General features: G+C 59.7%; 22 protein-coding genes. 11 read left to right on the top strand and 11 right to left on the bottom strand.

Annotation, left to right across the window (positions count from 1 at the left end; translation table 11 throughout):
* The first annotated feature begins 83 nt into the window (after positions 1-83).
* From MHN28_RS20950 to MHN28_RS20940, 3 genes are all read left to right on the top strand, one after another.
* The gene (locus tag MHN28_RS20950; protein ID WP_239344514.1) at positions 84-3,539 is read left to right on the top strand and encodes an AAA family ATPase; all 3,456 of its coding nucleotides are present in this window, start codon (positions 84-86) and stop codon (positions 3,537-3,539) included.
* Between the two features lie 54 nt (positions 3,540-3,593).
* Entirely contained in the window at positions 3,594-3,944 is a 351-nt protein-coding gene (locus MHN28_RS20945; protein WP_239344512.1) for a hypothetical protein, read from the top strand.
* A gap of 137 nt (positions 3,945-4,081) precedes the next feature.
* The gene (locus MHN28_RS20940) at positions 4,082-4,759 is read left to right on the top strand and encodes a popeye domain-containing protein (RefSeq protein WP_239344510.1); all 678 of its coding nucleotides are present in this window, start codon (positions 4,082-4,084) and stop codon (positions 4,757-4,759) included.
* A 27-nt stretch (positions 4,760-4,786) separates the two neighbouring features.
* Here the strand turns inward: MHN28_RS20940 and MHN28_RS20935 are convergent, their stop codons facing one another.
* The 3 genes from MHN28_RS20935 to MHN28_RS20925 are packed head-to-tail and all read right to left on the bottom strand — an operon-like array spanning position 4,787 to position 7,844.
* Positions 4,787-5,950 (bottom strand): lytic murein transglycosylase, encoded by a 1,164-nt coding sequence (locus MHN28_RS20935; RefSeq protein WP_239344509.1) that lies wholly within the window; start codon positions 5,948-5,950, stop codon positions 4,787-4,789.
* A gap of 11 nt (positions 5,951-5,961) precedes the next feature.
* Positions 5,962-6,882 carry an adenosylcobinamide-phosphate synthase CbiB gene (gene cbiB / locus MHN28_RS20930; protein ID WP_239344508.1) on the bottom strand — a complete coding sequence of 307 codons (921 nt, stop codon included), beginning with the start codon at positions 6,880-6,882 and terminating at the stop codon, positions 5,962-5,964.
* Positions 6,879-7,844: a threonine-phosphate decarboxylase gene (locus MHN28_RS20925; RefSeq protein ID WP_239344507.1), complete on the bottom strand. Its 966-nt coding sequence runs from the start codon at positions 7,842-7,844 to the stop codon at positions 6,879-6,881. Before MHN28_RS20925 ends, cbiB begins: the two co-directional genes overlap by 4 nt.
* Before the next feature lie 183 nt (positions 7,845-8,027).
* Between MHN28_RS20925 and MHN28_RS20920 the strand changes: the two genes are divergently transcribed.
* Positions 8,028-8,390: a response regulator transcription factor gene (locus MHN28_RS20920; RefSeq protein ID WP_239344506.1), complete on the top strand. Its 363-nt coding sequence runs from the start codon at positions 8,028-8,030 to the stop codon at positions 8,388-8,390.
* On the opposite strand, the gene MHN28_RS20915 is transcribed toward MHN28_RS20920, so the two are convergent.
* A complete protein-coding gene (locus tag MHN28_RS20915) occupies positions 8,372-9,361 on the bottom strand; it encodes a glutathione S-transferase family protein (protein ID WP_239344505.1) in 990 nt (329 codons plus the stop codon). The genes MHN28_RS20920 and MHN28_RS20915 overlap by 19 nt on opposite strands.
* 201 nt (positions 9,362-9,562) lie before the next feature.
* Between MHN28_RS20915 and MHN28_RS20910 the strand changes: the two genes are divergently transcribed.
* Positions 9,563-9,916, top strand: coding sequence for a hypothetical protein (locus MHN28_RS20910; RefSeq protein WP_239344504.1), 354 nt, complete (start codon positions 9,563-9,565; stop codon positions 9,914-9,916).
* Here the strand turns inward: MHN28_RS20910 and MHN28_RS20905 are convergent.
* Together MHN28_RS20905 and MHN28_RS20900 are read right to left on the bottom strand one after the other, a co-directional pair.
* Positions 9,913-10,344: a murein L,D-transpeptidase family protein gene (locus MHN28_RS20905; RefSeq protein WP_239344503.1), complete on the bottom strand. Its 432-nt coding sequence runs from the start codon at positions 10,342-10,344 to the stop codon at positions 9,913-9,915. The genes MHN28_RS20910 and MHN28_RS20905 overlap by 4 nt on opposite strands.
* Before the next feature lie 99 nt (positions 10,345-10,443).
* Positions 10,444-11,616 (bottom strand): MalY/PatB family protein, encoded by a 1,173-nt coding sequence (locus tag MHN28_RS20900; RefSeq protein WP_239344502.1) that lies wholly within the window; start codon positions 11,614-11,616, stop codon positions 10,444-10,446.
* A 94-nt stretch (positions 11,617-11,710) separates the two neighbouring features.
* Here MHN28_RS20900 and def (MHN28_RS20895) point away from each other — a divergent pair, with 94 nt between their 5' ends.
* The 6 genes from def (MHN28_RS20895) (at position 11,711) to speB (ending at position 15,003) form a co-directional block, all read left to right on the top strand.
* A complete protein-coding gene (def, locus tag MHN28_RS20895; RefSeq protein WP_239344501.1) occupies positions 11,711-12,229 on the top strand; it encodes a peptide deformylase in 519 nt (172 codons plus the stop codon).
* Positions 12,226-12,720: a peptide deformylase gene (gene def, locus MHN28_RS20890; protein ID WP_239344500.1), complete on the top strand. Its 495-nt coding sequence runs from the start codon at positions 12,226-12,228 to the stop codon at positions 12,718-12,720. The genes def (MHN28_RS20895) and def (MHN28_RS20890) overlap by 4 nt, the downstream gene beginning before the upstream one ends.
* Before the next feature lie 2 nt (positions 12,721-12,722).
* Complete coding sequence (gene fmt / locus MHN28_RS20885; protein WP_239344499.1) at positions 12,723-13,637, top strand: methionyl-tRNA formyltransferase; 915 nt, start codon at positions 12,723-12,725, stop codon at positions 13,635-13,637.
* 6 nt (positions 13,638-13,643) lie between these two features.
* Positions 13,644-13,880, top strand: coding sequence for a hypothetical protein (locus MHN28_RS20880; protein WP_239344498.1), 237 nt, complete (start codon positions 13,644-13,646; stop codon positions 13,878-13,880).
* Position 13,881: 1 nt separating this feature from the next.
* Positions 13,882-14,118 carry a GlsB/YeaQ/YmgE family stress response membrane protein gene (locus MHN28_RS20875; protein WP_239344497.1) on the top strand — a complete coding sequence of 79 codons (237 nt, stop codon included), beginning with the start codon at positions 13,882-13,884 and terminating at the stop codon, positions 14,116-14,118.
* Between the two features lie 63 nt (positions 14,119-14,181).
* On the top strand, positions 14,182-15,003 hold the full coding sequence (speB, locus tag MHN28_RS20870; protein WP_239344496.1) for an agmatinase: 822 nt from the start codon (positions 14,182-14,184) through the stop codon (positions 15,001-15,003).
* Here the strand turns inward: speB and MHN28_RS20865 are convergent.
* From MHN28_RS20865 to ispH, 5 genes are read right to left on the bottom strand one after another with little or no spacing between them, the layout of a single operon-like run.
* Complete coding sequence (locus tag MHN28_RS20865) at positions 15,000-15,623, bottom strand: trimeric intracellular cation channel family protein (RefSeq protein WP_239344495.1); 624 nt, start codon at positions 15,621-15,623, stop codon at positions 15,000-15,002. The two genes, speB and MHN28_RS20865, sit on opposite strands and share 4 nt — an antisense overlap.
* Positions 15,620-16,087, bottom strand: a complete 468-nt coding sequence (rnhA, locus tag MHN28_RS20860) for a ribonuclease HI (protein ID WP_239344494.1) — start codon at positions 16,085-16,087, stop codon at positions 15,620-15,622. Before rnhA ends, MHN28_RS20865 begins: the two co-directional genes overlap by 4 nt.
* Positions 16,080-16,667 carry a class I SAM-dependent methyltransferase gene (locus MHN28_RS20855; RefSeq protein ID WP_239344493.1) on the bottom strand — a complete coding sequence of 196 codons (588 nt, stop codon included), beginning with the start codon at positions 16,665-16,667 and terminating at the stop codon, positions 16,080-16,082. Before MHN28_RS20855 ends, rnhA begins: the two co-directional genes overlap by 8 nt.
* Positions 16,664-17,116 carry a DUF3429 domain-containing protein gene (locus MHN28_RS20850; protein ID WP_239344492.1) on the bottom strand — a complete coding sequence of 151 codons (453 nt, stop codon included), beginning with the start codon at positions 17,114-17,116 and terminating at the stop codon, positions 16,664-16,666. The genes MHN28_RS20855 and MHN28_RS20850 overlap by 4 nt, the downstream gene beginning before the upstream one ends.
* Positions 17,113-18,063 carry a 4-hydroxy-3-methylbut-2-enyl diphosphate reductase gene (gene ispH, locus MHN28_RS20845; protein ID WP_239344491.1) on the bottom strand — a complete coding sequence of 317 codons (951 nt, stop codon included), beginning with the start codon at positions 18,061-18,063 and terminating at the stop codon, positions 17,113-17,115. The genes MHN28_RS20850 and ispH overlap by 4 nt, the downstream gene beginning before the upstream one ends.
* Positions 18,064-18,150 lie beyond the last annotated feature (87 nt).

The raw sequence follows: 18,150 nt of genomic DNA, 5'->3' as shown, positions 1-18,150 counted from the left end.
TTCCCATATCCTGCGTAACTGCGTTGACTCACCCCCTATGGGTTGCGCAGACTTCCAGATATAGGAATCATGGATAGCAGCCTTTGCGATTTAGCAAACTTAAACTGACCGGCTTCAAAAGCTTTGTTGATCCAACCGATCTGATCATCGCGGATGGGTTGACCGGTGTGGTGGGTCCGAATGGCTGTGGCAAGTCCAACCTTCTGGAAGCTCTGCGGTGGGTGATGGGCGAAAACCGCCCCAAATCCATGCGCGGTGGCGCGATGGAGGACGTGATCTTTGCGGGGGCTGCAACGCGTCCAGCGCGCAACTTTGCCGAAGTTGTCCTGACCATGGACAACTCTGAACGCTTGGCCCCATCGGGGTTTAACGACAGCGATCAGTTGGAAATCGTGCGCCGTATCACGCGCGACGTGGGCAGCGCCTATAAGACCAACGGCAAGGATGTCCGGGCGCGTGACGTGCAGATGCTGTTCGCGGACGCCTCGACCGGGGCGCATTCGCCCGCGTTGGTCGGGCAGAACCGCATTGCCGAGTTGATCAACGCCAAACCCCGCGCCCGCCGCCGTATTCTGGAAGAGGCTGCCGGGATATCAGGCCTCTATCAGCGTCGCCATGAGGCCGAGTTAAAGCTGAAGGGTACGGAGGCCAACCTGACCCGCGTTGACGACGTGTTGGAGCAGTTGGGCACTCAGTTGGCACAGCTTGCGCGTCAGGCCCGGCAGGCGGCTCGGTATCGCGAGATCGGCGAGCAGTTGCGTCAGGCCGAGGGTATGCTGCTGTATCGTCGCTGGAAAGAGGCTGACATGGCCCGCCAGCAGGCCGAAGACGTCCTGCGCGAACGTATCACCGAAGCCTCGCGCGCCGAGGCCGAAGCCCGCGCCGCCAGCGCGAAACGAGCTGAGATCGAAGAAACTCTGCCGCCCTTGCGCGAGGAAGAGGCCATTGCAGCCGCTGTTCTTCAACGCCAGCAGGTGCAACGCGATCAACTGGCCGATCAGGAAACCCGCGCACGCCAGACGATCGAAACTCTGACCAATCGCATCCAGCAACTGGGCAACGACATCGATCGTGAAGCCGGTCTGAACCGTGACGCCGGCGAGATGATTGAGCGTCTGGAATGGGAAGCCCGCGAGCTGACAAAGGCCGCCGAAGGGCATGACGACAAGGTTGCCGAGGCCGCCGAGATTGCCCGTGAGGCTGCGTCCGTACTGCAGGATCGCGAAGATCACCTATCGCAGGAAACCGAGGATATGGCGCGACTGGTGGCCCGTCACCAGTCAGCACAACGTTTGGTCGAAGACAGCCGTAAGACATTGGCCCGGTCCGAGGGCGATGAAGAGAAAGCCCGTGCCGCTGTGGACGAGGCGCGCGAAGCTTTGACCCGCGCCAGCGAAGCGTTTGAAGCGGCGCAAGAGGGTGAAGAAGAAGCCCGCGAGGCCGCTGAGGCGGCAGAGGAGGCGTTGGCCGCAGCGGACGAACTGCGCAACGACACGCAAGCGCGCGAAGCCGAGGCGCGGGCGCAAAGATCCGAGGCCGAAGGCGAGTTGGGGGCCATCCGCGCCGAAACTACCACTCTGGCCAAGCTGGTCGAACGGGACACGGCCGAAGGCGGTCAGGTTCTGGACCTCCTGCGTGTTGAACCGGGCTTTGAAAAGGCGCTGGGTGCGGCTTTGGCCGATGATCTGCGCGCACCTTTGGTTGAGGGCGATGGCCCGTCTGGCTGGGTGCAGGTAGCAGGTTACGACGCTGATCAGCCGCTGCCAGATGGGGTTGAGCCGTTGGCGCTGCATGTTTCGGGACCGGACCGGCTGAGCCGCCGGATCGCTCAGATTGGGTTGGTCGACGCGGACCGGGGCGCGCGGTTGCAAGCTTCGCTGAAGCCGGGGCAGCGGTTGGTGTCCCGTTCGGGAGACCTGTGGCGGTGGGACGGCTTCCGTGCCTGGGCTGAGGATGCACCCAGCGCTGCGGCCCTGCGGCTGGAGCAGCTCAACAAACTGGAGGCGCTGAAGCAAGAGCTGACCCGAACCGAAGCGCAGGCCGAAGGCGCCCGCGCGGCGCATGAAGCCCTGTCGCAGCAACTGGCCGATGTAACCGAAGCAGACCGCCGTGCGCGTGAAGCACGGCGCGCTGCCGATCAGCGTATGGCCGAAACTGCACGTCAACTCAGCCGCGCCGAGGCGGATCGCAACTTGGCACAAGGGAAGCTTGAGACGCTGACTCTGGCCGTTGACCGCCACAAGGAAGACGCCATGTCGGCGCGCGCTCAACTACGCGAGGCTGAGGGCGCTTTGACCGAGCTGGGCGATCTCGACAGCGCCCGCGCGCAGGTCGAGGACATCAAACAAACGGTCGAGGCAGCGCGGATCACGATGTTGACCCATCGTTCGACCCATGACGAGCTGCGCCGCGAGGGCGAAGCACGGACCCGGCGTACGCAAGAGGTGACCAAGGACCTGAGCGGTTGGCGGCATCGGTTGGAAACGGCTGAGAAACGTATCTCGGAACTGGCCGAACGTAAGGAAAGCTCTGAGGATGAACTGTCCGAGGCAATGGCCGCCCCAGGTGAAATCGCCGAGGCACGCGAAGAGCTGAACGAGTTGATCGACGCGGCCGAAGCCCGCCGCGCTGAGGCCGCTGACAAGCTGTCTGAGGCCGAAACTCAGCAACGTGAGGTCGTGCTGGCCGAACGTGAAGCCGAACGATTGGCGTCTGAAGCCCGTGAAACCCGCGCGGCTGCCGAGGCGCGTTGCGACGCTGCCAAGGAAAGCGTCGTTGCGGCGGCGGAACGTATTGCCGAGGATCAGCAGCTGACCCCGAACCAGTTGCTCAACCAGTTGGACGTGAACCCGGATCAGATGCCCGCCGCCGATGCGCTGGAAGCCGAAGTGAACCGTCACAAACGGCAGCGTGATGCGATGGGAGCCGTGAACCTGCGCGCCGAGGAAGATGCCAAGGAAGTTCAGGAAGAATTCGACACGCTGAACAGCGAAAAAGCCGATCTGGAAGAGGCGATCAAGGCCTTGCGCAGCGGTATCGCCAGCCTCAACCGCGAAGGGCGCGAACGCCTTTTGACTGCGTTCGAGCAAGTAAACTCGAACTTCGCAATGCTGTTCAAGCACCTGTTCGGCGGTGGTGAGGCCAATCTGGTCATGGTGGAAAGCGACGATCCGCTGGATGCGGGGCTTGAAATCATGTGTCAACCGCCGGGCAAGAAACTCTCGACCCTCAGCCTGCTTTCGGGTGGAGAACAAACCCTGACCGCGACGGCGTTGATCTTTGGCGTCTTCCTCGCCAACCCCGCCCCGATTTGCGTGCTGGATGAGGTCGACGCGCCGCTGGATGATGCAAACGTCACCCGCTTCTGCGATCTGCTGGACGAGATGTGCCGCCAGACCGACACGCGGTTCCTGATCATCACCCACCACGCGGTGACCATGGCGCGGATGGATCGTCTGTTTGGTGTGACCATGCAGGAGCAGGGCGTCAGCCAGTTGGTTTCGGTCGACCTAAAGAAGGCCGAGCAGATGGTCGCCTGACCGTTCACCGCAACGTTATGCTCGTTTCACGCGCGCTCGGGGTAGGGTGTCAGCATGACTCGTTTTCTGATCCCTATTCTGTTGGCCGCTGGGCCACTTTCAGCGGCGGAATGGCCCACGAAACCCGGCGATGTCCCGCTTAATGCCGAAGAACTGGATGCTTTGGCCGGGCGGACGTTGACCTTCTATGATGACGGCCAGTCCAGATTCTCTGCGGGCGGAGCATACTCTTACACCTATGCCAGTGGAGAGTCGGCGTTTGGCACATACAGTGTTGCCGAGGATGGCAGTGTCTGCATCGCGTACCGTAACGGTTTCAGTCGCTGTGATCTCTATGTCCGCAGTGGTGAGCGGTTGATCCTGATCGACGAAAAGGGCGACCGGTATCCGGTGCGGCCCGAGTAACAGACCCTCGGTCTGCCACCGGGGCACCAGTGGTTTAGCGTTCGTTCTGGGCACCTGTAGGGTAATCATCTCCTACGTTGCTGTTTGCCTACAGTCCTTTACGGTGTTCCGCATCCGCGCAGAAACGAGGTGACGGTATGCTGGGTTTGGACGTATTGGTCAATGCGGCGAACATTTTCTACCTATTGTCTTATTCAGCAAAAGACATTTTTTGGCTGCGTGTTCTGTCCGTCATAGGCGCTTGTTTGCTGCTGCCTTACTACTACCTGCAAAGCGCACCGCTTTGGGCACCCATTGGGTGGAATCTGTTTTTCACCGTAATCAATATCTATTGGATTGTTCGAATAATGTTGGAACGCCGCCCCGTGCCTTTCACGGATGAAGAGCGGCATCTTTATGAAACCGCGCTTCGTAACTTTACGGAACAAGAGGCGTTCAAGCTTCTTCGGATGGGCGAATATGAGACCGTTCCATCGGGGACCAGCCTGCTAACACAAGGCGCTAAAGTTACTCAGCTTTCGCTCATCGTGGACGGCGCGGCCAGAGTTGAAATGAACGGATCACACGTGGACCAGCTGGGAAGTGACCGGTTTCTGGGCGGAACAGCATTTCTGAGTGACCACAACACGTTCACGGCCCCGGTGACGGTTGTGACAACTCGTGAGACGCGTGTTCTGGTTTGGAAGTTTTCAAAGCTTGAGGCCGAGTTCAAGAAGAATACGAACCTTCAGATTTCCATTGAGGCCAGCCTCGGGCTGGAGATCTCACGCTTTCTGCAATCGGCACGGCTACGGTTGCCGCAACCGGCACCATAGGGGGCCGATCGAAGCGTTCGTGTAGTCTTACAATTGGTTCAGCAGGTCCACGGTGGGCCATGCGTCTGCGGGCAGTCCCAGGCGCGCTTGTTCAGATTGAACCGCAGCACGCGTACCCGCCCCTAAAATTCCGTCGATGTTGCCCACATCGTGGCCACGCGCCTGTAGCTTGCTTTGCAGTTGCTTCATCTGAGCCCCCGAAAGCGCCTGCGCTGTGTTGCCTGCGTCATAGATCTGCGCGCCTTCCAGTCTGGTTCCAAAATAGGCGGCGGTTAGAACGTAGACAAAGCTCTGGTTCCATTCGAAATAGACGTCGAAGTTTGGATAGGCCAGAAATGCGGGGCCCTGATGCCCCTGCGGCAGGATCAGAGATGCGGGCAAGTCGCTCAATGACCCGCTGCGTGCCTGAACGCCCATTGCCTGCCACTCTGACACCGGGCGCGGTTTGCCGGGACCCGACAGCGACCAATCCATCTGCGCGGGAACTGTCACCTCTTGCAACCATGGCTCACCCGGTCTCCAGCCCAGATGAGACAACATCTTGGCCCCAGACATGAGTGCGTCCGGCGCCGAGGTTTTCAGCGACACCGTGCCGTCACCATCCCCGTCTACGCCATTTTCAAGAATGTCTCGGGGTAACATCTGCACCATCCCGATCTCGCCTGCCCAGGCACCGGTTGTGCGGGCGGGGTCGAAATCGCCTTGATCGTACAGCTCGATCGCTGCAAAAACCTGCGGTCGAAACAGCTCGGGACGGCGGCAGTCATGGGCCAGCGTCACCAGCGCGTTGCGTGTGTTGAAATCGCCCTGCACCGCGCCGTAGTCGGTTTCAAACGCCCAAAAGGCCAACAGAACACCACGTGACACGCCGTATTCCCGCTCGATCCGGTCAAACACGGCGTCGTATTTTCGAGACATGGCCTGCCCGCGATCAATGCGGTTTTGCGAGATCAGGCGACGCGAAAAGTCGACAAACGGTTTCTGGAACACCCCCTGCGCCCGGTCAGCCTTGAGCACGGCACCGTCCTGCTGAACGCCTTTGAAAAAGCTGTCCACCGTAGATTTGTCGAACCCTTGTTCAATGGCTTCGGCCTTCAGACCGTTCACGAAGGAGTTGAACCCGCCACCGCATTGGGCCAGGGCGGGCGAGGCGAAAAGGGCGGCGGCAACGATGCCTGAGAGAATATGCATGTTCGGGTCCGTCAGAATATGAAACTTGCCCCAACCCACACCGACACGAGGCCCAACGCAAGCCCCCAAACCTTCCAAAGCATATCGCATGCGCGGAAAACCTCTGACGCGCCGATTTCGCGCGGGGCTTCGCCGTTGACCCAGGCCAGGTCGCGGATCCGTCCGTCATAGCTGCGCGGCCCGGCGAGGGCGACGTTCAGAGCCCGCGCCATTGCAGCCTCGGGCCAGCCTGCATTGGGTGAGATATGGCGGCGCGCATCTGCGACCATCTCGGACCAGCGCGCCCATTGGCCAGACAAGGCGACGATCATCACGCCGGTCAGCCGGGCAGGGATCAGGTTTAGCACGTCGTCCAGACGGGCCGCGGCCCAGCCGAACTCGCGGTATTTTTCGTTACGGTACCCGATCATGCTGTCGGCGGTGTTGACCGCCTTGTAGATCAGCAGCCCCGGAAGGCCCGCGATCAGGAACCAGAATGCAGGCGCGATCACCCCATCGCTGAGGTTTTCCGCCGCGCTCTCAATGGCGGATCGGGCAACCTGCGCCTCAGTCATATCGCGTGTATCGCGTGAAACGATCATTGCGACTTTGGCGCGGCCCTCGGCTAACGAGATCCGCAACCCTTCGCCCACGTCGCGGACATGAGACACCAGCGATTTCTGAGCCAAGAGGATTGCGCAGATTATGACCTCGACCACCGGCCCAAGCAAAGTGAGCGCGTACCCAAGGACCAAGGCTCCGACGACCAGCACCAACACGACGGCAGCGCCTTTCAGGCGTCGCTGCGGACCCTGGTTCAGGCGTTTATCCAGCCACCCGATGACGTTGCCGATTATTACCGCTGGATGGCGGATGCGTGACCATAGCCAGTCGGGCTCTCCCAAGGCAGCGTCCAGACACATGGCGCAGACCAAAAGGAAAGCGGTGCTCACAGCGCCGCCTCCAGCCGGTCCCAGCCGTCAGAGGGGGGAAGGCCGAGGCGCAGATAGGTTTGCGAATAGGGGAAAACGCGGCTCCAGATTTGGTTGCGGGCCAGCTTGTCTTGCCAGTTCGCCGCGTTGTCGACCTCGTAAAGGCGGAACAGGGTGGTTCCGCCGACAAGCGAAGCCCCATTGGAAAGGACCAACCGATCGAGCCGATCGGCCGCATCGCTTAGTTTCTGACGTGCGGAATCGGCCCATTCGGTATCCCGCAACGCCTGTTCTCCGATCCGCAGGGCAGGGCCGGAAACGGACCATGGCCCGGTCAGATCGTTCAGCCGAGAGATCAGGTCGGGCTGACCGATCGCAAAGCCAAGCCGCAATCCGGCGAGCCCCCAGAATTTGCCAAAACTCTTCAGTACGATCACACCGGGTTGGTCAGACAGATGGATCAAAGATGCCTCAGGACAAACATCGCAAAAGCTCTCATCAATTACGGTCAATGGGGCATCCACGTCGGCGGTGGTCCAGATGCGGCCATCCGGGTTGTTGGGGTGCACGATGACGCGGGCTTCGGCTGGTCGGTCCGGCTGAACGTTCCAACCCTGCGCCGAAAAGGCGGCTGCATGTTCGTTGTACGTGGGGGCAGTGATTTGCACGCGTCCAGTCGTTGCAAGCGCAGGGATTCGGGCGATAACCGCTGACGCGCCGGGGGCAGGCAATATCGCGGCGCTGTCCGGTACTGACCAGAACCGGCGCGCGGCGATGGACAGCCGTTCGAAAGCGCCGTGATCGGGCAGCGCGGTCCAGTCAGAATGGATCAGACCCGATACTTTGTAAGGGTGTGGGTTGATGCCTGTGGACAGGTCTATCCATTCTTCCCGTTTGCCGCCGTATTGCGCGATGGCGCCGTCCAGACCGCCGCCGTGGTCGCGCGCGGCACGAGGGTTCAGTTTTTCATCTTGGCTTGCCATCGGGGTTCTCGCCGGAATTGCCTGTTTAGGCCTGCTTCAAGCGGATTTTTGCCGTTTGCACAAGCAAATCCGCGTGATCAGCCCGATTGGCCAGCGCCGTTAACACTTTGTTAAGGAATAAGCGTGATCACAAACCACGGGGGTCGGCACCACATACTCTACCAAGTGCCGAGGTTGTTGCAAATGAATGTTTTGATTGTTGAGAGTAACCCCGACCTTGGTCGGGTCTGGCAAAGGCATCTGGAACGGCAAGGCGCTGAAGTGACGCTTGTTGCCGGGCAAGAGGCGGCTATCCTTGCGCTTTATGGTACGGATTTCGATATCATCGTGCTGGATCTGGTTCTGGAAACCGGCAGCGCGCTGGCCGTGGCGGATTTCGCCAGCTATCGCCGCCCCGAAGCGCGGGTAATCTTCGTCACCAACACCACGTTCTTTTCGGATGGGTCGATTTTTGCCCATAGCCCGAATGCTTGCGCTTATGTGCAAAGCGGTACGCCGCCAGAGGATCTGGCGGCGATGGTCGAACATTACGCGGCGGGCCGCTGATCGCGCCCGTGCGGCTCCATGTAATCCAGCACCGGGTTTGTCGGGATGATGCGATGCGGATTGATGCTGTCGTGGCTGTAGTGATAATGGCGCACGATGTGCTGCATGTTCACAGTCGATGCGACGCCCGGCCACTGATATAGCTCACGGGTAAAGGCCCACAAGTTCGGGTAATCGATCAAGCGCCGCCGGTTGCATTTGAAATGCAAGTGATAGACCGGGTCGAACCGGATCAGTGTTGTGAACAACCTCCAGTCGGCCTCGGTTATGCGGTTGCCCATCAGGTAACGGTTCGAGGCCAGCCGGTCTTCGAGCCAATCTAAGGTTTCGAACAGTGGGTTCACAGCGTCGTCATAGGCTTGCTGGGTAGTCGCAAAACCGGATTTGTAGACGCCATTGTTGACGTTGGAGTAGATGCGCGCGTTCACCTCTTCAATCTCATTGCGCATCGCCTCGGGCCAGTAATCATCGGTATTGCCGGTGATCCCGTCGAAGGCCGAGTTGAACATGCGGATGATTTCAGAGCTTTCGTTCGAGACAATTGTCTGTTGCTCCTTGTCCCAGAGGATCGGCACAGTGACCCGACCGGAATAGGAGGGGTCGGCTTTGGTATAGACCTGATGGGCATGACTCAGCCCATAAAGCGTGTCACCCGTGGCCCCATGGTCGTCACGTTCAAAAGTCCAGCCTTGATCCAACATATCGGGATTTACGACGGAAACTGAAATGTGATCGCTCAGCTCTTTCAACTCGCGAAAGATCAGGGTGCGGTGCGCCCATGGACAGGCATGGCTGACGTACAGATGATAGCGGCCGGATTCGGCTTTGAAACCACCTTTGCCCGAAGGCCCGGCGCTGCCGTCGGCTGTCATCCAATTGCGAAACTGTGCTGCGCTTCGTTTGAATGCGCCGCCGGTAGATTTTGTGTCATACCACGTATCGTGCCATTTGCCGTCGACCAAAAGGCCCATCTTCAATCCTCCGAATAGCGGTTTGGTCAAACATAGTGGGTCGAAGATGCGGTTCCTACGCGAGCGCGCGCGCACTTTGCCTGCGCACATGCACAATTCGGCTGGGATTTCTGTGCAACAAATTTAAATTCGAACGCTCTCGTTCATTGGATTTTTACGATCTTGGCTTCACAATATAAGTCATTGCCGGGGGAAGGTTTTATGACGACATATATTTCAAAGGAAATAACGGCCGAACTGGATGCGGCGCGAATCGCGGGGTTGAAGAAGACCAGCCGTCTGCGTGTCAATATAGGCGACAATACCTACAAAATTTTGAGATTGTGGAAAGACGGTTTTACTGTCGAGGCGGAAACCACGCCGCAATTGCGTGGGCTTGTCGACATCTATGACGGGGCCAACCACCTGTATCAGTGTCTCATCATCGCGGATGAGGATGAGGCGGGTGAAATGCGCTATGAGTTCAAGCGTAGTACTGCCGCTGCTGACAAGGCGCCGCTCGACTTTTATCGCGCTCCGGACGCGCCGATCGCGCTGCTTGGGAACGAGGACTAAGGGCGGATTTCAACCACAGTGCCGTCGGGTGTTAGACTCCATAGGCGCTCCATTTCCGCATTCGACAAGGCAACGCATCCGGCCGTCCAGTCACCGGGTAGCGTCATACCGGCGACGCCATTTGGTTGTCCGTGAATAAAGATGTCGCTGCCCGGGTCAACGCCCTGAAGATTGGCACGTTCGATGTCATGCAACTGCGGGTAATCGATCCCGAGTGACAGGTGAAATGCGCTTTGGGGGTTGCGGCGGTCGATCCTGAAGATGCCGATCGGGGTTTTCCCATCTCCTTCTTGCTGCTTGTCGCCCTCTGGCGCAAACCCCAAGGCAACATCCGCTTGCATCACAACCGCGCCGTTTTGAGTTGCCGTTAGACGGCGAGCGGACTTTTCGATCAGGATGTGGTCGATCCATGCGGCTTGCGGCGCCATCGCCGGCGCGAGAGGGCGTGGACCAAAACGATGCCAGCCAAACCACGCCGCTCCCGCCACAATTGTAAGCAGTGATATGAGCGCAAACCGACGCACGGCTTACTGCAGATCGGCAAACGCCTGTTTCAGCCGCAAGCACGCTTCTTCAACCCGGTCGCGTTGGGTGGCCAGATTGAATCGTTCGAACGTCTCACCACCCATACCAAAACCTGGACCGGAAGATGTGGCGATCTGTGCGTCCTCACGCAGACGCCGTACAAACTCGTCGTGGTTCATACCCGTTCCCGAAAAGTCGACCCAAGCCAGGTAGGTGGCTTGCAAAGGCATGGACCACAGGCCGGGGATTTCGGCTATGGCCGCATCAAAGACGGCGCGGTTCCCCGCCAGATGCGCGACCTGATCATCGACCCACGCCGCGCCCTCGGGTGAATAGGCGGCGGTAATCATGGCCACCCCAAGCGCGCTGGGATCATAGTCCAGCGTCTGAATGCGGCGGCGCATCGCCGCGCGCAGCTTGGGATCGGGAATGATCATGTTGCCAGTGCGCTGACCGGCGATGTTGAATGTCTTGGACGCCGCGGTCAGGGTCACGGTCCAAGGTCGCGCGTCCGGCGCCGCAACATCCATCGGCACAAACTTGTGTCCGGGATAAACCAGATCGTGATGAATCTCGTCCGAAACAAGGATCAGCCCGTTGCGCTCTGCAAAGGCAGCCACGGCGCGCAGCTCGTCCGGCGTCCAGACCCGACCAGACGGGTTCTGGGGCGAGCACCACAGCAGCATCTTTTCTGACCCGTCCAGGCGCGATTGGGCATCATCCAGATCAAGTCCGTAGGTATCGCCCTGCCGAACCAATGGGCACTCAACGACGCTGCGGCCGGTTTTGTTCACCTTGTGCGCGAACTCATGATAGACGGGCGTGAAGATCACAACGCCATCACCGGGTTCGGTCCAGACGTCCAGACACAGGGCAATCGCGTTGCCCAAACCTTGCGAGGTCAGGACCCAGTCTGTGTCGATCTCCCAGTTGTGGCGGTTCTTCATCCACCACTGAACCGACGCCAGATAGTCCGGATGCATCCAGGAATAGCCAAAGACGCCGTGTTCTGCGGCTTTCCGGACCGCATCAATCACGCAAGGGGCTGTGGGATAGTCGGAATCTGCCGTCCACATGGCCAGCCCGTCTTCGGGCGAGACGCCATACAGCCGCTCCATCTTGTCCCATTTTGTACTGTTGGTTCCCCGGCGGTCGATCAGGTCGTTGAAAGTCATGTCTGCTCCATCTGTCCGGACGAAAGCTAGCCACAAATTCAGCAGGCGCAAGGGGGGCGTTGCGGCGGGGGGCGGGATGGCCTAAATCAACCCCATGAAACGCAATATCCTGATCCATCCCGATCCCCGCCTGAAAAAGGTCTGCGCGCCTGTGGCCGACATCAGCGACGAACTGCGCAAGCTGGCCGATGACATGCTGGAGACGATGTACGACGCGCCCGGCATCGGCCTTGCCGCGCCCCAGATCGGCGTGCTTGACCGGCTGATCGTGATGGATTGCATCAAGGAAGAGGGTGAAGCGCCCCGTCCGCTGATCATGTTCAATCCCGAGATCATTGCATCATCGGACGAAACCAACGTGTATGAAGAAGGCTGTCTTTCGATCCCCGAGCAGTTTGCCGAGGTAACCCGTCCCAAAGTGGTCGACGTGTCGTGGATCGACCGGGATGGCAACTTGCAGCAAGAAACATTCGACGGGTTGTGGGCCACATGCGTGCAGCATGAGATCGACCATTTGAACGGCAAGCTGTTCATCGACTATCTCAAGCCGCTGAAACGCCAGATGATCACGCGGAAGATGCAGAAACTGAAACGCGAGCAGGCCCGCGCATGACCGCCCGCACCTGCCTGCCATGGCCCGACAAACGCCTGCGGACCAAGGCCGAAGATGTTACCGAGATCACGGATGAAATCCGCGCTATCTGGGACGATATGATCGACACGATGGAGGCGATGCCCGGTGTTGGCCTCGCTGCGCCCCAGATCGGGGTCATGTTGCGGCTGGCCGTTGTCGATGGGTCGACCGAACGAGGCAGGGCCGTGCGTCTGGCGAATCCGAAGATCCTGCACAGCTCAATCGAACTGCGCGAACATGACGAGGCCAGCCCGAACCTGCCTGGTGTCTCGGCCAAGGTGAAGCGACCGCGTGCGGTTACGGTCAAGTTTCTGAATGAACAGGGTATGGTGGATCGCCGCGACTTTGTCGGGATCGAGGCCACTAGTGTTCAGCATCAGATCGACCATCTGAATGGCCAGATGTATTTCGACCGGCTCAGCAAGGTCAAACGGGACATGCTGCTGCGCAAAGCCAAGAAACAGGGGTAATCATGCGCGTCATTTTCATGGGTACGCCCGACTTTTCAGTCCCGGTGCTGGATGCACTGGTCGAGGCGGGGCATGAGATCGCCGCCGTCTATTGTCAACCTCCGAGACCGGCGGGGCGGGGCAAAAAGGACCGCCCGACGCCGGTTCACGCACGGGCTGAGGCCCTGGGGCTGACCGTCCGCCACCCGGATTCTCTGAAATCGGCCGAGGAACAGGATGCCTTTGAGGCGCTGAACGCGGATGTCTCCGTCGTGGTGGCTTATGGCCTGATTCTGCCGCAACCCATTCTGGACGCGCCAAAGCAGGGGTGTCTGAACATCCACGCCAGCCTGTTGCCGCGCTGGCGCGGGGCGGCCCCGATTCATCGCGCAATCATGTCTGGCGATGCGCAGACCGGTATCTGCATCATGCAGATGGAGGCCGGGCTGGACACAGGTCCTGTTCTGCTGCGCGAGGAGACGGATATCGGCATCGAAGAGACCACCGATCAATTGCACGACCGCCTTTCGGTTATGGGTGCGAACCTGATCGTTGAGGCTCTGCGTGATTTGCCCAACCTGACGCCCGAACCCCAGCCCGAAGTTGGCGTTACCTACGCCGCCAAGATCGACAAGGCCGAGGCCCGGATCGACTGGTCCCGGACTGCGGTTGAGGTTGACCGGCAAATTCGCGGACTGTCACCGTTTCCCGGTGCCTGGACCGAGTTCGAAGGCGCGCGCATCAAGCTGCTGGCCTCACGAATGGCTGAAGGGCAAGGCATACCCGGTCAGGTTCTGGATGATGCCCTGACCGTCGCCTGCGGCGAGGGCGCGGTAGACCTGTTGCGCTTGCAACGGGCGGGAAAAGGCGCGCAGGATAAGGAAACCTTTTTGCGGGGCTTGTCCATTCCGGCTGGCAGTCGCCTGTCTGCGGAGTAGCGCCCAATGTTCATGGTTCTTATGGGCACTGTCGTGATTGCCGGGATCGTCGGCTACCTGTCCGAGGCGACGGGTTTTACGCACAACGGATACCTGCCATCCATCATCATCTGTGTTGGTGGCGCATTTCTGTTCTATTTCGTGCGTATCATGTTCGGCATCAGCTTTGGCCCACCGGGCCTGAACGCCGTAATCTCATCCATCGGTGCGTTGATCATCGTGCCGACCCACTGGAGGAAGTGACATGCCCGTCATCGCCCTGATCGTCATCGGTGCCGCTGCAGGGTTCCTAGCCACGCGCCTTATGCGGATCGAGGCGAGTATTCCCACCACAATGCTGATCGGCATCGTCGGGGCGCTGGTGGGGGGATTCCTGTTGCGTGCGTTGATCACCGTAGCGGGCTGGCTGTCGGGCTTTGTCGGTGCGGTGCTGGGCGCCTTGCTGGTGATCTGGATCTGGCAGACTTACCTGCGCCGCTAACCTCTTGACCTTTGGGCGGGATAACGGCCAGATCGCCGGAACACATTGCCCAAAAGGTATCTCATGCCCCATGATCTGAACCCTGGTGACGTTGCCCTGATGGGCGTTCCGCTGGATCTGCACTCGTCCTTCCTGCAGGGTCCTGCTTTTGCGCCGGGCCGTATCCGCGAGGCGTTGCATTCCGGTGCCGCCAACCTGACCGCTGAGGATGGAACAGATCTGGGCGCAACGGATCGCTTCAGGGATACCGGCGATCTCGACGTGTTCGAGATGGCGGGGCAGGAACCCATTGACCGGATTGAGGCCGGGGCAGCCGCCCGTATCGAAACCGGCGCACGGCTTTTGTCGTTGGGAGGTGATCACTCGGTGGCTTTTCCACTGATCAAGGCCCATGCCGAACGGTACGGGGGGTTGAACATCTTGCATATCGACTCGCATCCGGATCTCTATGACAGTCAGCAGATCGGCCCTCTGGGCCACGGCTGCCCGTTTGCGCGGGTGATGGAAACCTGCAAGATCAACCGACTGGTGCAGGTGGGCATCCGTACCATGAACAAGCATCAGCAGGAGCAGGCCGACAAGTTCGGGGTCGAGGTGATCGATATGCGAAACTGGCGGCCAGATCTTGAGATCAGCTTTGACGGCCCGGTATATCTGTCATTGGATCTGGATGCGCTGGACCCGGCCTTTGCTCCGGGCGTTTCGCATCATGAGCCCGGAGGACTGAGCACCCGTGAGGTCATCAACCTGATCCATCGATTCGAAGGCCAGTTGGTCGGTGCGGATATTGTCGAGTTGAACCCGCATCGTGATCCTTATGGCATGACCGCAATGGTGGCAGCGAAGTTCGTCAAAGAGATCGGTGCGCGACTGTTGTCACGCTAATGACGCGGTGGCCGGCTTTTGTAGACCGGTAGTTGCCATCCGAATACCAGCGACCCCGCCCGTAAAGCCCAGCAAATCAGGGCGCAAGCTGCCAGCGTGGCCAGCTCGTCGAACCCAAGGCGGTCTGCCACCACAGCGGCCAGAGCGCCGCTGAACGCGCAAGAAACATAAAGCTCGCCCTGTTTCAGAACCAACGGCACCTCGTTGCAGACCACATCGCGCATCAGCCCACCCAGGCAGCCGGTTGTGACACCCATCAGCACCACGATCACGCCGGATTGGTTCATGGACAAGGCCGCTCCGGTTCCTGCGGCCGCGGCGATGGCAAGGGCGAAACTGTCCAGCCAGACCAGCCAGCTATACCGGCTTTCGACCATGTGAGCAGTGAAAAAAACCAGCACCGCCGCCGCTGAGGCGATCAGGATATAGTCGGGTTGCCCGACCCAGAACACCGGGTGCCGGTTCAACAACAGATCGCGGATGGTGCCGCCACCCACCGCTGTCAGGCAGGCAATAAAGGCGAATCCCACAAGGTCCAGTTGCGCCCGGCTGGCAACAAGGGCACCTGTAAGGGCAAATACCAGAACCGAGGCGTAATCGAGCAGTGCAAGACCGCTCACGCCTGCGCCTTTTTGGGTTTGAAAGGGGCCATACCTGCACGGGCCAGTTCGTCAGCCTTTTCGTTTTCAGGGTGGCCTGCGTGGCCTTTGACCCACTCCCATGTCACGTCATGACGGGTCTGTGCTTCATCCAGTCGTTGCCATAGATCGACATTTTTGACGGGCTTTTTGTTTGAGGTCTTCCAGCCGTTTCGCTTCCAACCAAAAATCCAACCGGTCACGCCGTTCTTCACATAGGCGCTATCAGTAACCACAGTGATCGTCGAAGCGCGTTCCAGCGTCTCAAGCGCACTGATCGCCGCCAGCAATTCCATTCGGTTGTTGGTGGTCTCGGCCTCACCGCCGTTCAGCTCGCGCTCTTTAAGGACAGTGTCGCCGTCCATTGCACGCAGCAGCACGCCCCAGCCGCCGGGGCCCGGATTGCCCGAACACGCGCCGTCGGTATAAGCAAACAAATCAGGCATGGGCGATCACCAGAATAAACCCGTCATAAGATCCTGCCAGACCTTTGCCCATGCCGGTTGTAATCTGGTCGATGGTGAATCCGGCCACGGCCAGCGCCTCTTCGATCTCGGTCTGTGAGAAATAGGTGTAATAGCGACCAAGATCGTCGCGGTGTTCTCCGGTTCCCAGTTTCAGACCGAGGAAAAAGATGCCCTCTGGCTTTACCGCACGATGTATGGCCGCCAGATGGCGCGGGAAATCCTCACGTGGTGCGTGCAGCAAGGAAAAGCTGGCATAGATGCCGTCATACGTGGCCACTTCGGTCACGTCTTCGAAGGTGCCCAGATGCGCGTCCACACCGTTTTCGCGCGCGTGTTCCACAAAGGCAGGGGTCGCATCCAGCGCCCGCACTCGTAGCCCTTCCCGCATGAAAAACGAACTGTCCGCGCCGGGCCCCGAACCGAGATCCAGCACATAACCCTCTCGGACAACAGCCTCGGCAAAGGCCATGCGTGCTTCGATCTGCTCAGGGGGCAGGGGGACGCTCAGATACTCGGCAACGCGGTTGGTGTAGGCGTCGATTGTCTTTCGGTCGGTCACAGATAAACTCCTACAGCGAGGCAAAGCAGGACGATAACGGTCAATAACAGGCGCAGGCGCAGCCACCATGTGGGCGTCAGCCGCCAATATGAGAACATCGCGTCCAGCACCAGCAATCCGGCAAATCCATACATAAGGTTGATGCCCGCTGTAACAGGGCCTCCCCCTGTCATGAAGAATGCCCACAGGACCGGTAAAACCGACAGCACGTAACATGTCGCCGCCTTGCTGCCCGAGGTTTTGGTGGCGAACCCCCAGAGAACCCCGGACATGAAGCTGAGAACCACCGAGCCGTAAAACAGTTGAATATACGGTCCGACAAAGCGTGATCCGAGCGTCTGTCTGCCCCAGTCCTGCAGTTCGCCATTCAAGTAGGTCAGTGCGCCCCAGATGAACGGTATCAGGCCTGCCAGTGCGAGGATCAGCGGAGCCCTGGGCACGCCCCTCATGCGGGTTGCCTTAGGACGCGCGGGACTTTGAACTCTACGTTTTCGACGGCGGTTTCGACCATCTCGACGGTCACGTCGTAATGCGCGCGAAAGCCGTCGATCACCTCGTTGACCAGAACTTCGGGGGCCGATGCACCAGCGGTGATCGCAACGCTGGAAATCCCATCCAGCGCTCGCCAGTCGATGTCACCGGCGCGCTGCACAAGCTGGGCATAGTTGCACCCGGCACGCGAGGCGACTTCGACCAGACGACGTGAGTTCGATGAGTTCGGTGCACCGACGACCAGCAAAGCGTCCGATTTCGGTGCCACGGCCTTGACGGCCTCTTGCCGGTTGGTGGTGGCGTAACAGATGTCTTCTTTATGTGGGCCGACGATCGCAGGGAACCGTGTCTCGAGGGCCGCAATGATGTCTTTGGTGTCATCCACCGACAGGGTGGTCTGGGTGACAAAGGCCAATTTGTCCGGGTTGCGAACCTGAACCGAGGCAACGTCATCCACGGTTTCGACCAGCAGGACTTCACCATCGGGCAATTGGCCCATCGTACCAACGGTCTCCGGATGGCCCTTGTGACCGATCATGATCATCTGCAGACCGGCATCCGCGTGTCGTTGCGCCTCGACATGCACTTTCGACACCAGCGGGCACGTGGCATCGACATAGATCATTTCGCGCTGGGCCGCCGCGGCCGGAACGGATTTCGGCACACCATGCGCCGAGAAGATCACCGGGCGGTCATCGGGGCATTCGTCCAGTTCCTCGACAAATACGGCCCCCTTGGCACGCAGGCCATCGACAACGAATTTGTTGTGCACGATCTCATGGCGCACATAGACAGGTGCGCCCCATTTCTGCAGCGCCATTTCGACGATCTTGATCGCCCGGTCCACGCCGGCGCAGAACCCGCGCGGGGCGGCGAGGTATAGGGTAAGGGGCGGCTTTGTCATGTCGTGGTCTCCATAGGCCACAGGTAAGTCTTTTCCCGGTCATGGTCCAGACAGGACGACGTCATTGATCTGACATGAATCAGTGCT

Source organism: Ruegeria sp. Ofav3-42 (genome assembly GCF_022347725.1).
Lineage (GTDB): Bacteria > Pseudomonadota > Alphaproteobacteria > Rhodobacterales > Rhodobacteraceae > Ruegeria.
The sequence above is the reverse complement of the archived record's forward strand: the minus strand, read 5'-3'. Positions and strand labels throughout refer to the sequence as shown.

Coding starts and splice junctions, on each gene's coding strand:
- MHN28_RS20945 (WP_239344512.1), top strand. CDS start 3,594: ATGACTCGTTTTCTGATCCCTATTCTGTTGGCCGCTGGGCCACTTTCA.
- MHN28_RS20940 (WP_239344510.1), top strand. CDS start 4,082: ATGCTGGGTTTGGACGTATTGGTCAATGCGGCGAACATTTTCTACCTA.
- MHN28_RS20935 (WP_239344509.1), bottom strand. CDS start 5,950: ATGCATATTCTCTCAGGCATCGTTGCCGCCGCCCTTTTCGCCTCGCCC.
- MHN28_RS20925 (WP_239344507.1), bottom strand. CDS start 7,844: ATGGCAAGCCAAGATGAAAAACTGAACCCTCGTGCCGCGCGCGACCAC.
- MHN28_RS20920 (WP_239344506.1), top strand. CDS start 8,028: ATGAATGTTTTGATTGTTGAGAGTAACCCCGACCTTGGTCGGGTCTGG.
- MHN28_RS20915 (WP_239344505.1), bottom strand. CDS start 9,361: ATGGGCCTTTTGGTCGACGGCAAATGGCACGATACGTGGTATGACACA.
- MHN28_RS20910 (WP_239344504.1), top strand. CDS start 9,563: ATGACGACATATATTTCAAAGGAAATAACGGCCGAACTGGATGCGGCG.
- MHN28_RS20905 (WP_239344503.1), bottom strand. CDS start 10,344: ATGGCGCCGCAAGCCGCATGGATCGACCACATCCTGATCGAAAAGTCC.
- MHN28_RS20900 (WP_239344502.1), bottom strand. CDS start 11,616: ATGACTTTCAACGACCTGATCGACCGCCGGGGAACCAACAGTACAAAA.
- def (WP_239344501.1), top strand. CDS start 11,711: ATGAAACGCAATATCCTGATCCATCCCGATCCCCGCCTGAAAAAGGTC.
- def (WP_239344500.1), top strand. CDS start 12,226: ATGACCGCCCGCACCTGCCTGCCATGGCCCGACAAACGCCTGCGGACC.
- fmt (WP_239344499.1), top strand. CDS start 12,723: ATGCGCGTCATTTTCATGGGTACGCCCGACTTTTCAGTCCCGGTGCTG.
- MHN28_RS20880 (WP_239344498.1), top strand. CDS start 13,644: ATGTTCATGGTTCTTATGGGCACTGTCGTGATTGCCGGGATCGTCGGC.
- MHN28_RS20875 (WP_239344497.1), top strand. CDS start 13,882: ATGCCCGTCATCGCCCTGATCGTCATCGGTGCCGCTGCAGGGTTCCTA.
- speB (WP_239344496.1), top strand. CDS start 14,182: ATGCCCCATGATCTGAACCCTGGTGACGTTGCCCTGATGGGCGTTCCG.
- rnhA (WP_239344494.1), bottom strand. CDS start 16,087: ATGCCTGATTTGTTTGCTTATACCGACGGCGCGTGTTCGGGCAATCCG.
- MHN28_RS20850 (WP_239344492.1), bottom strand. CDS start 17,116: ATGAGGGGCGTGCCCAGGGCTCCGCTGATCCTCGCACTGGCAGGCCTG.
- ispH (WP_239344491.1), bottom strand. CDS start 18,063: ATGACAAAGCCGCCCCTTACCCTATACCTCGCCGCCCCGCGCGGGTTC.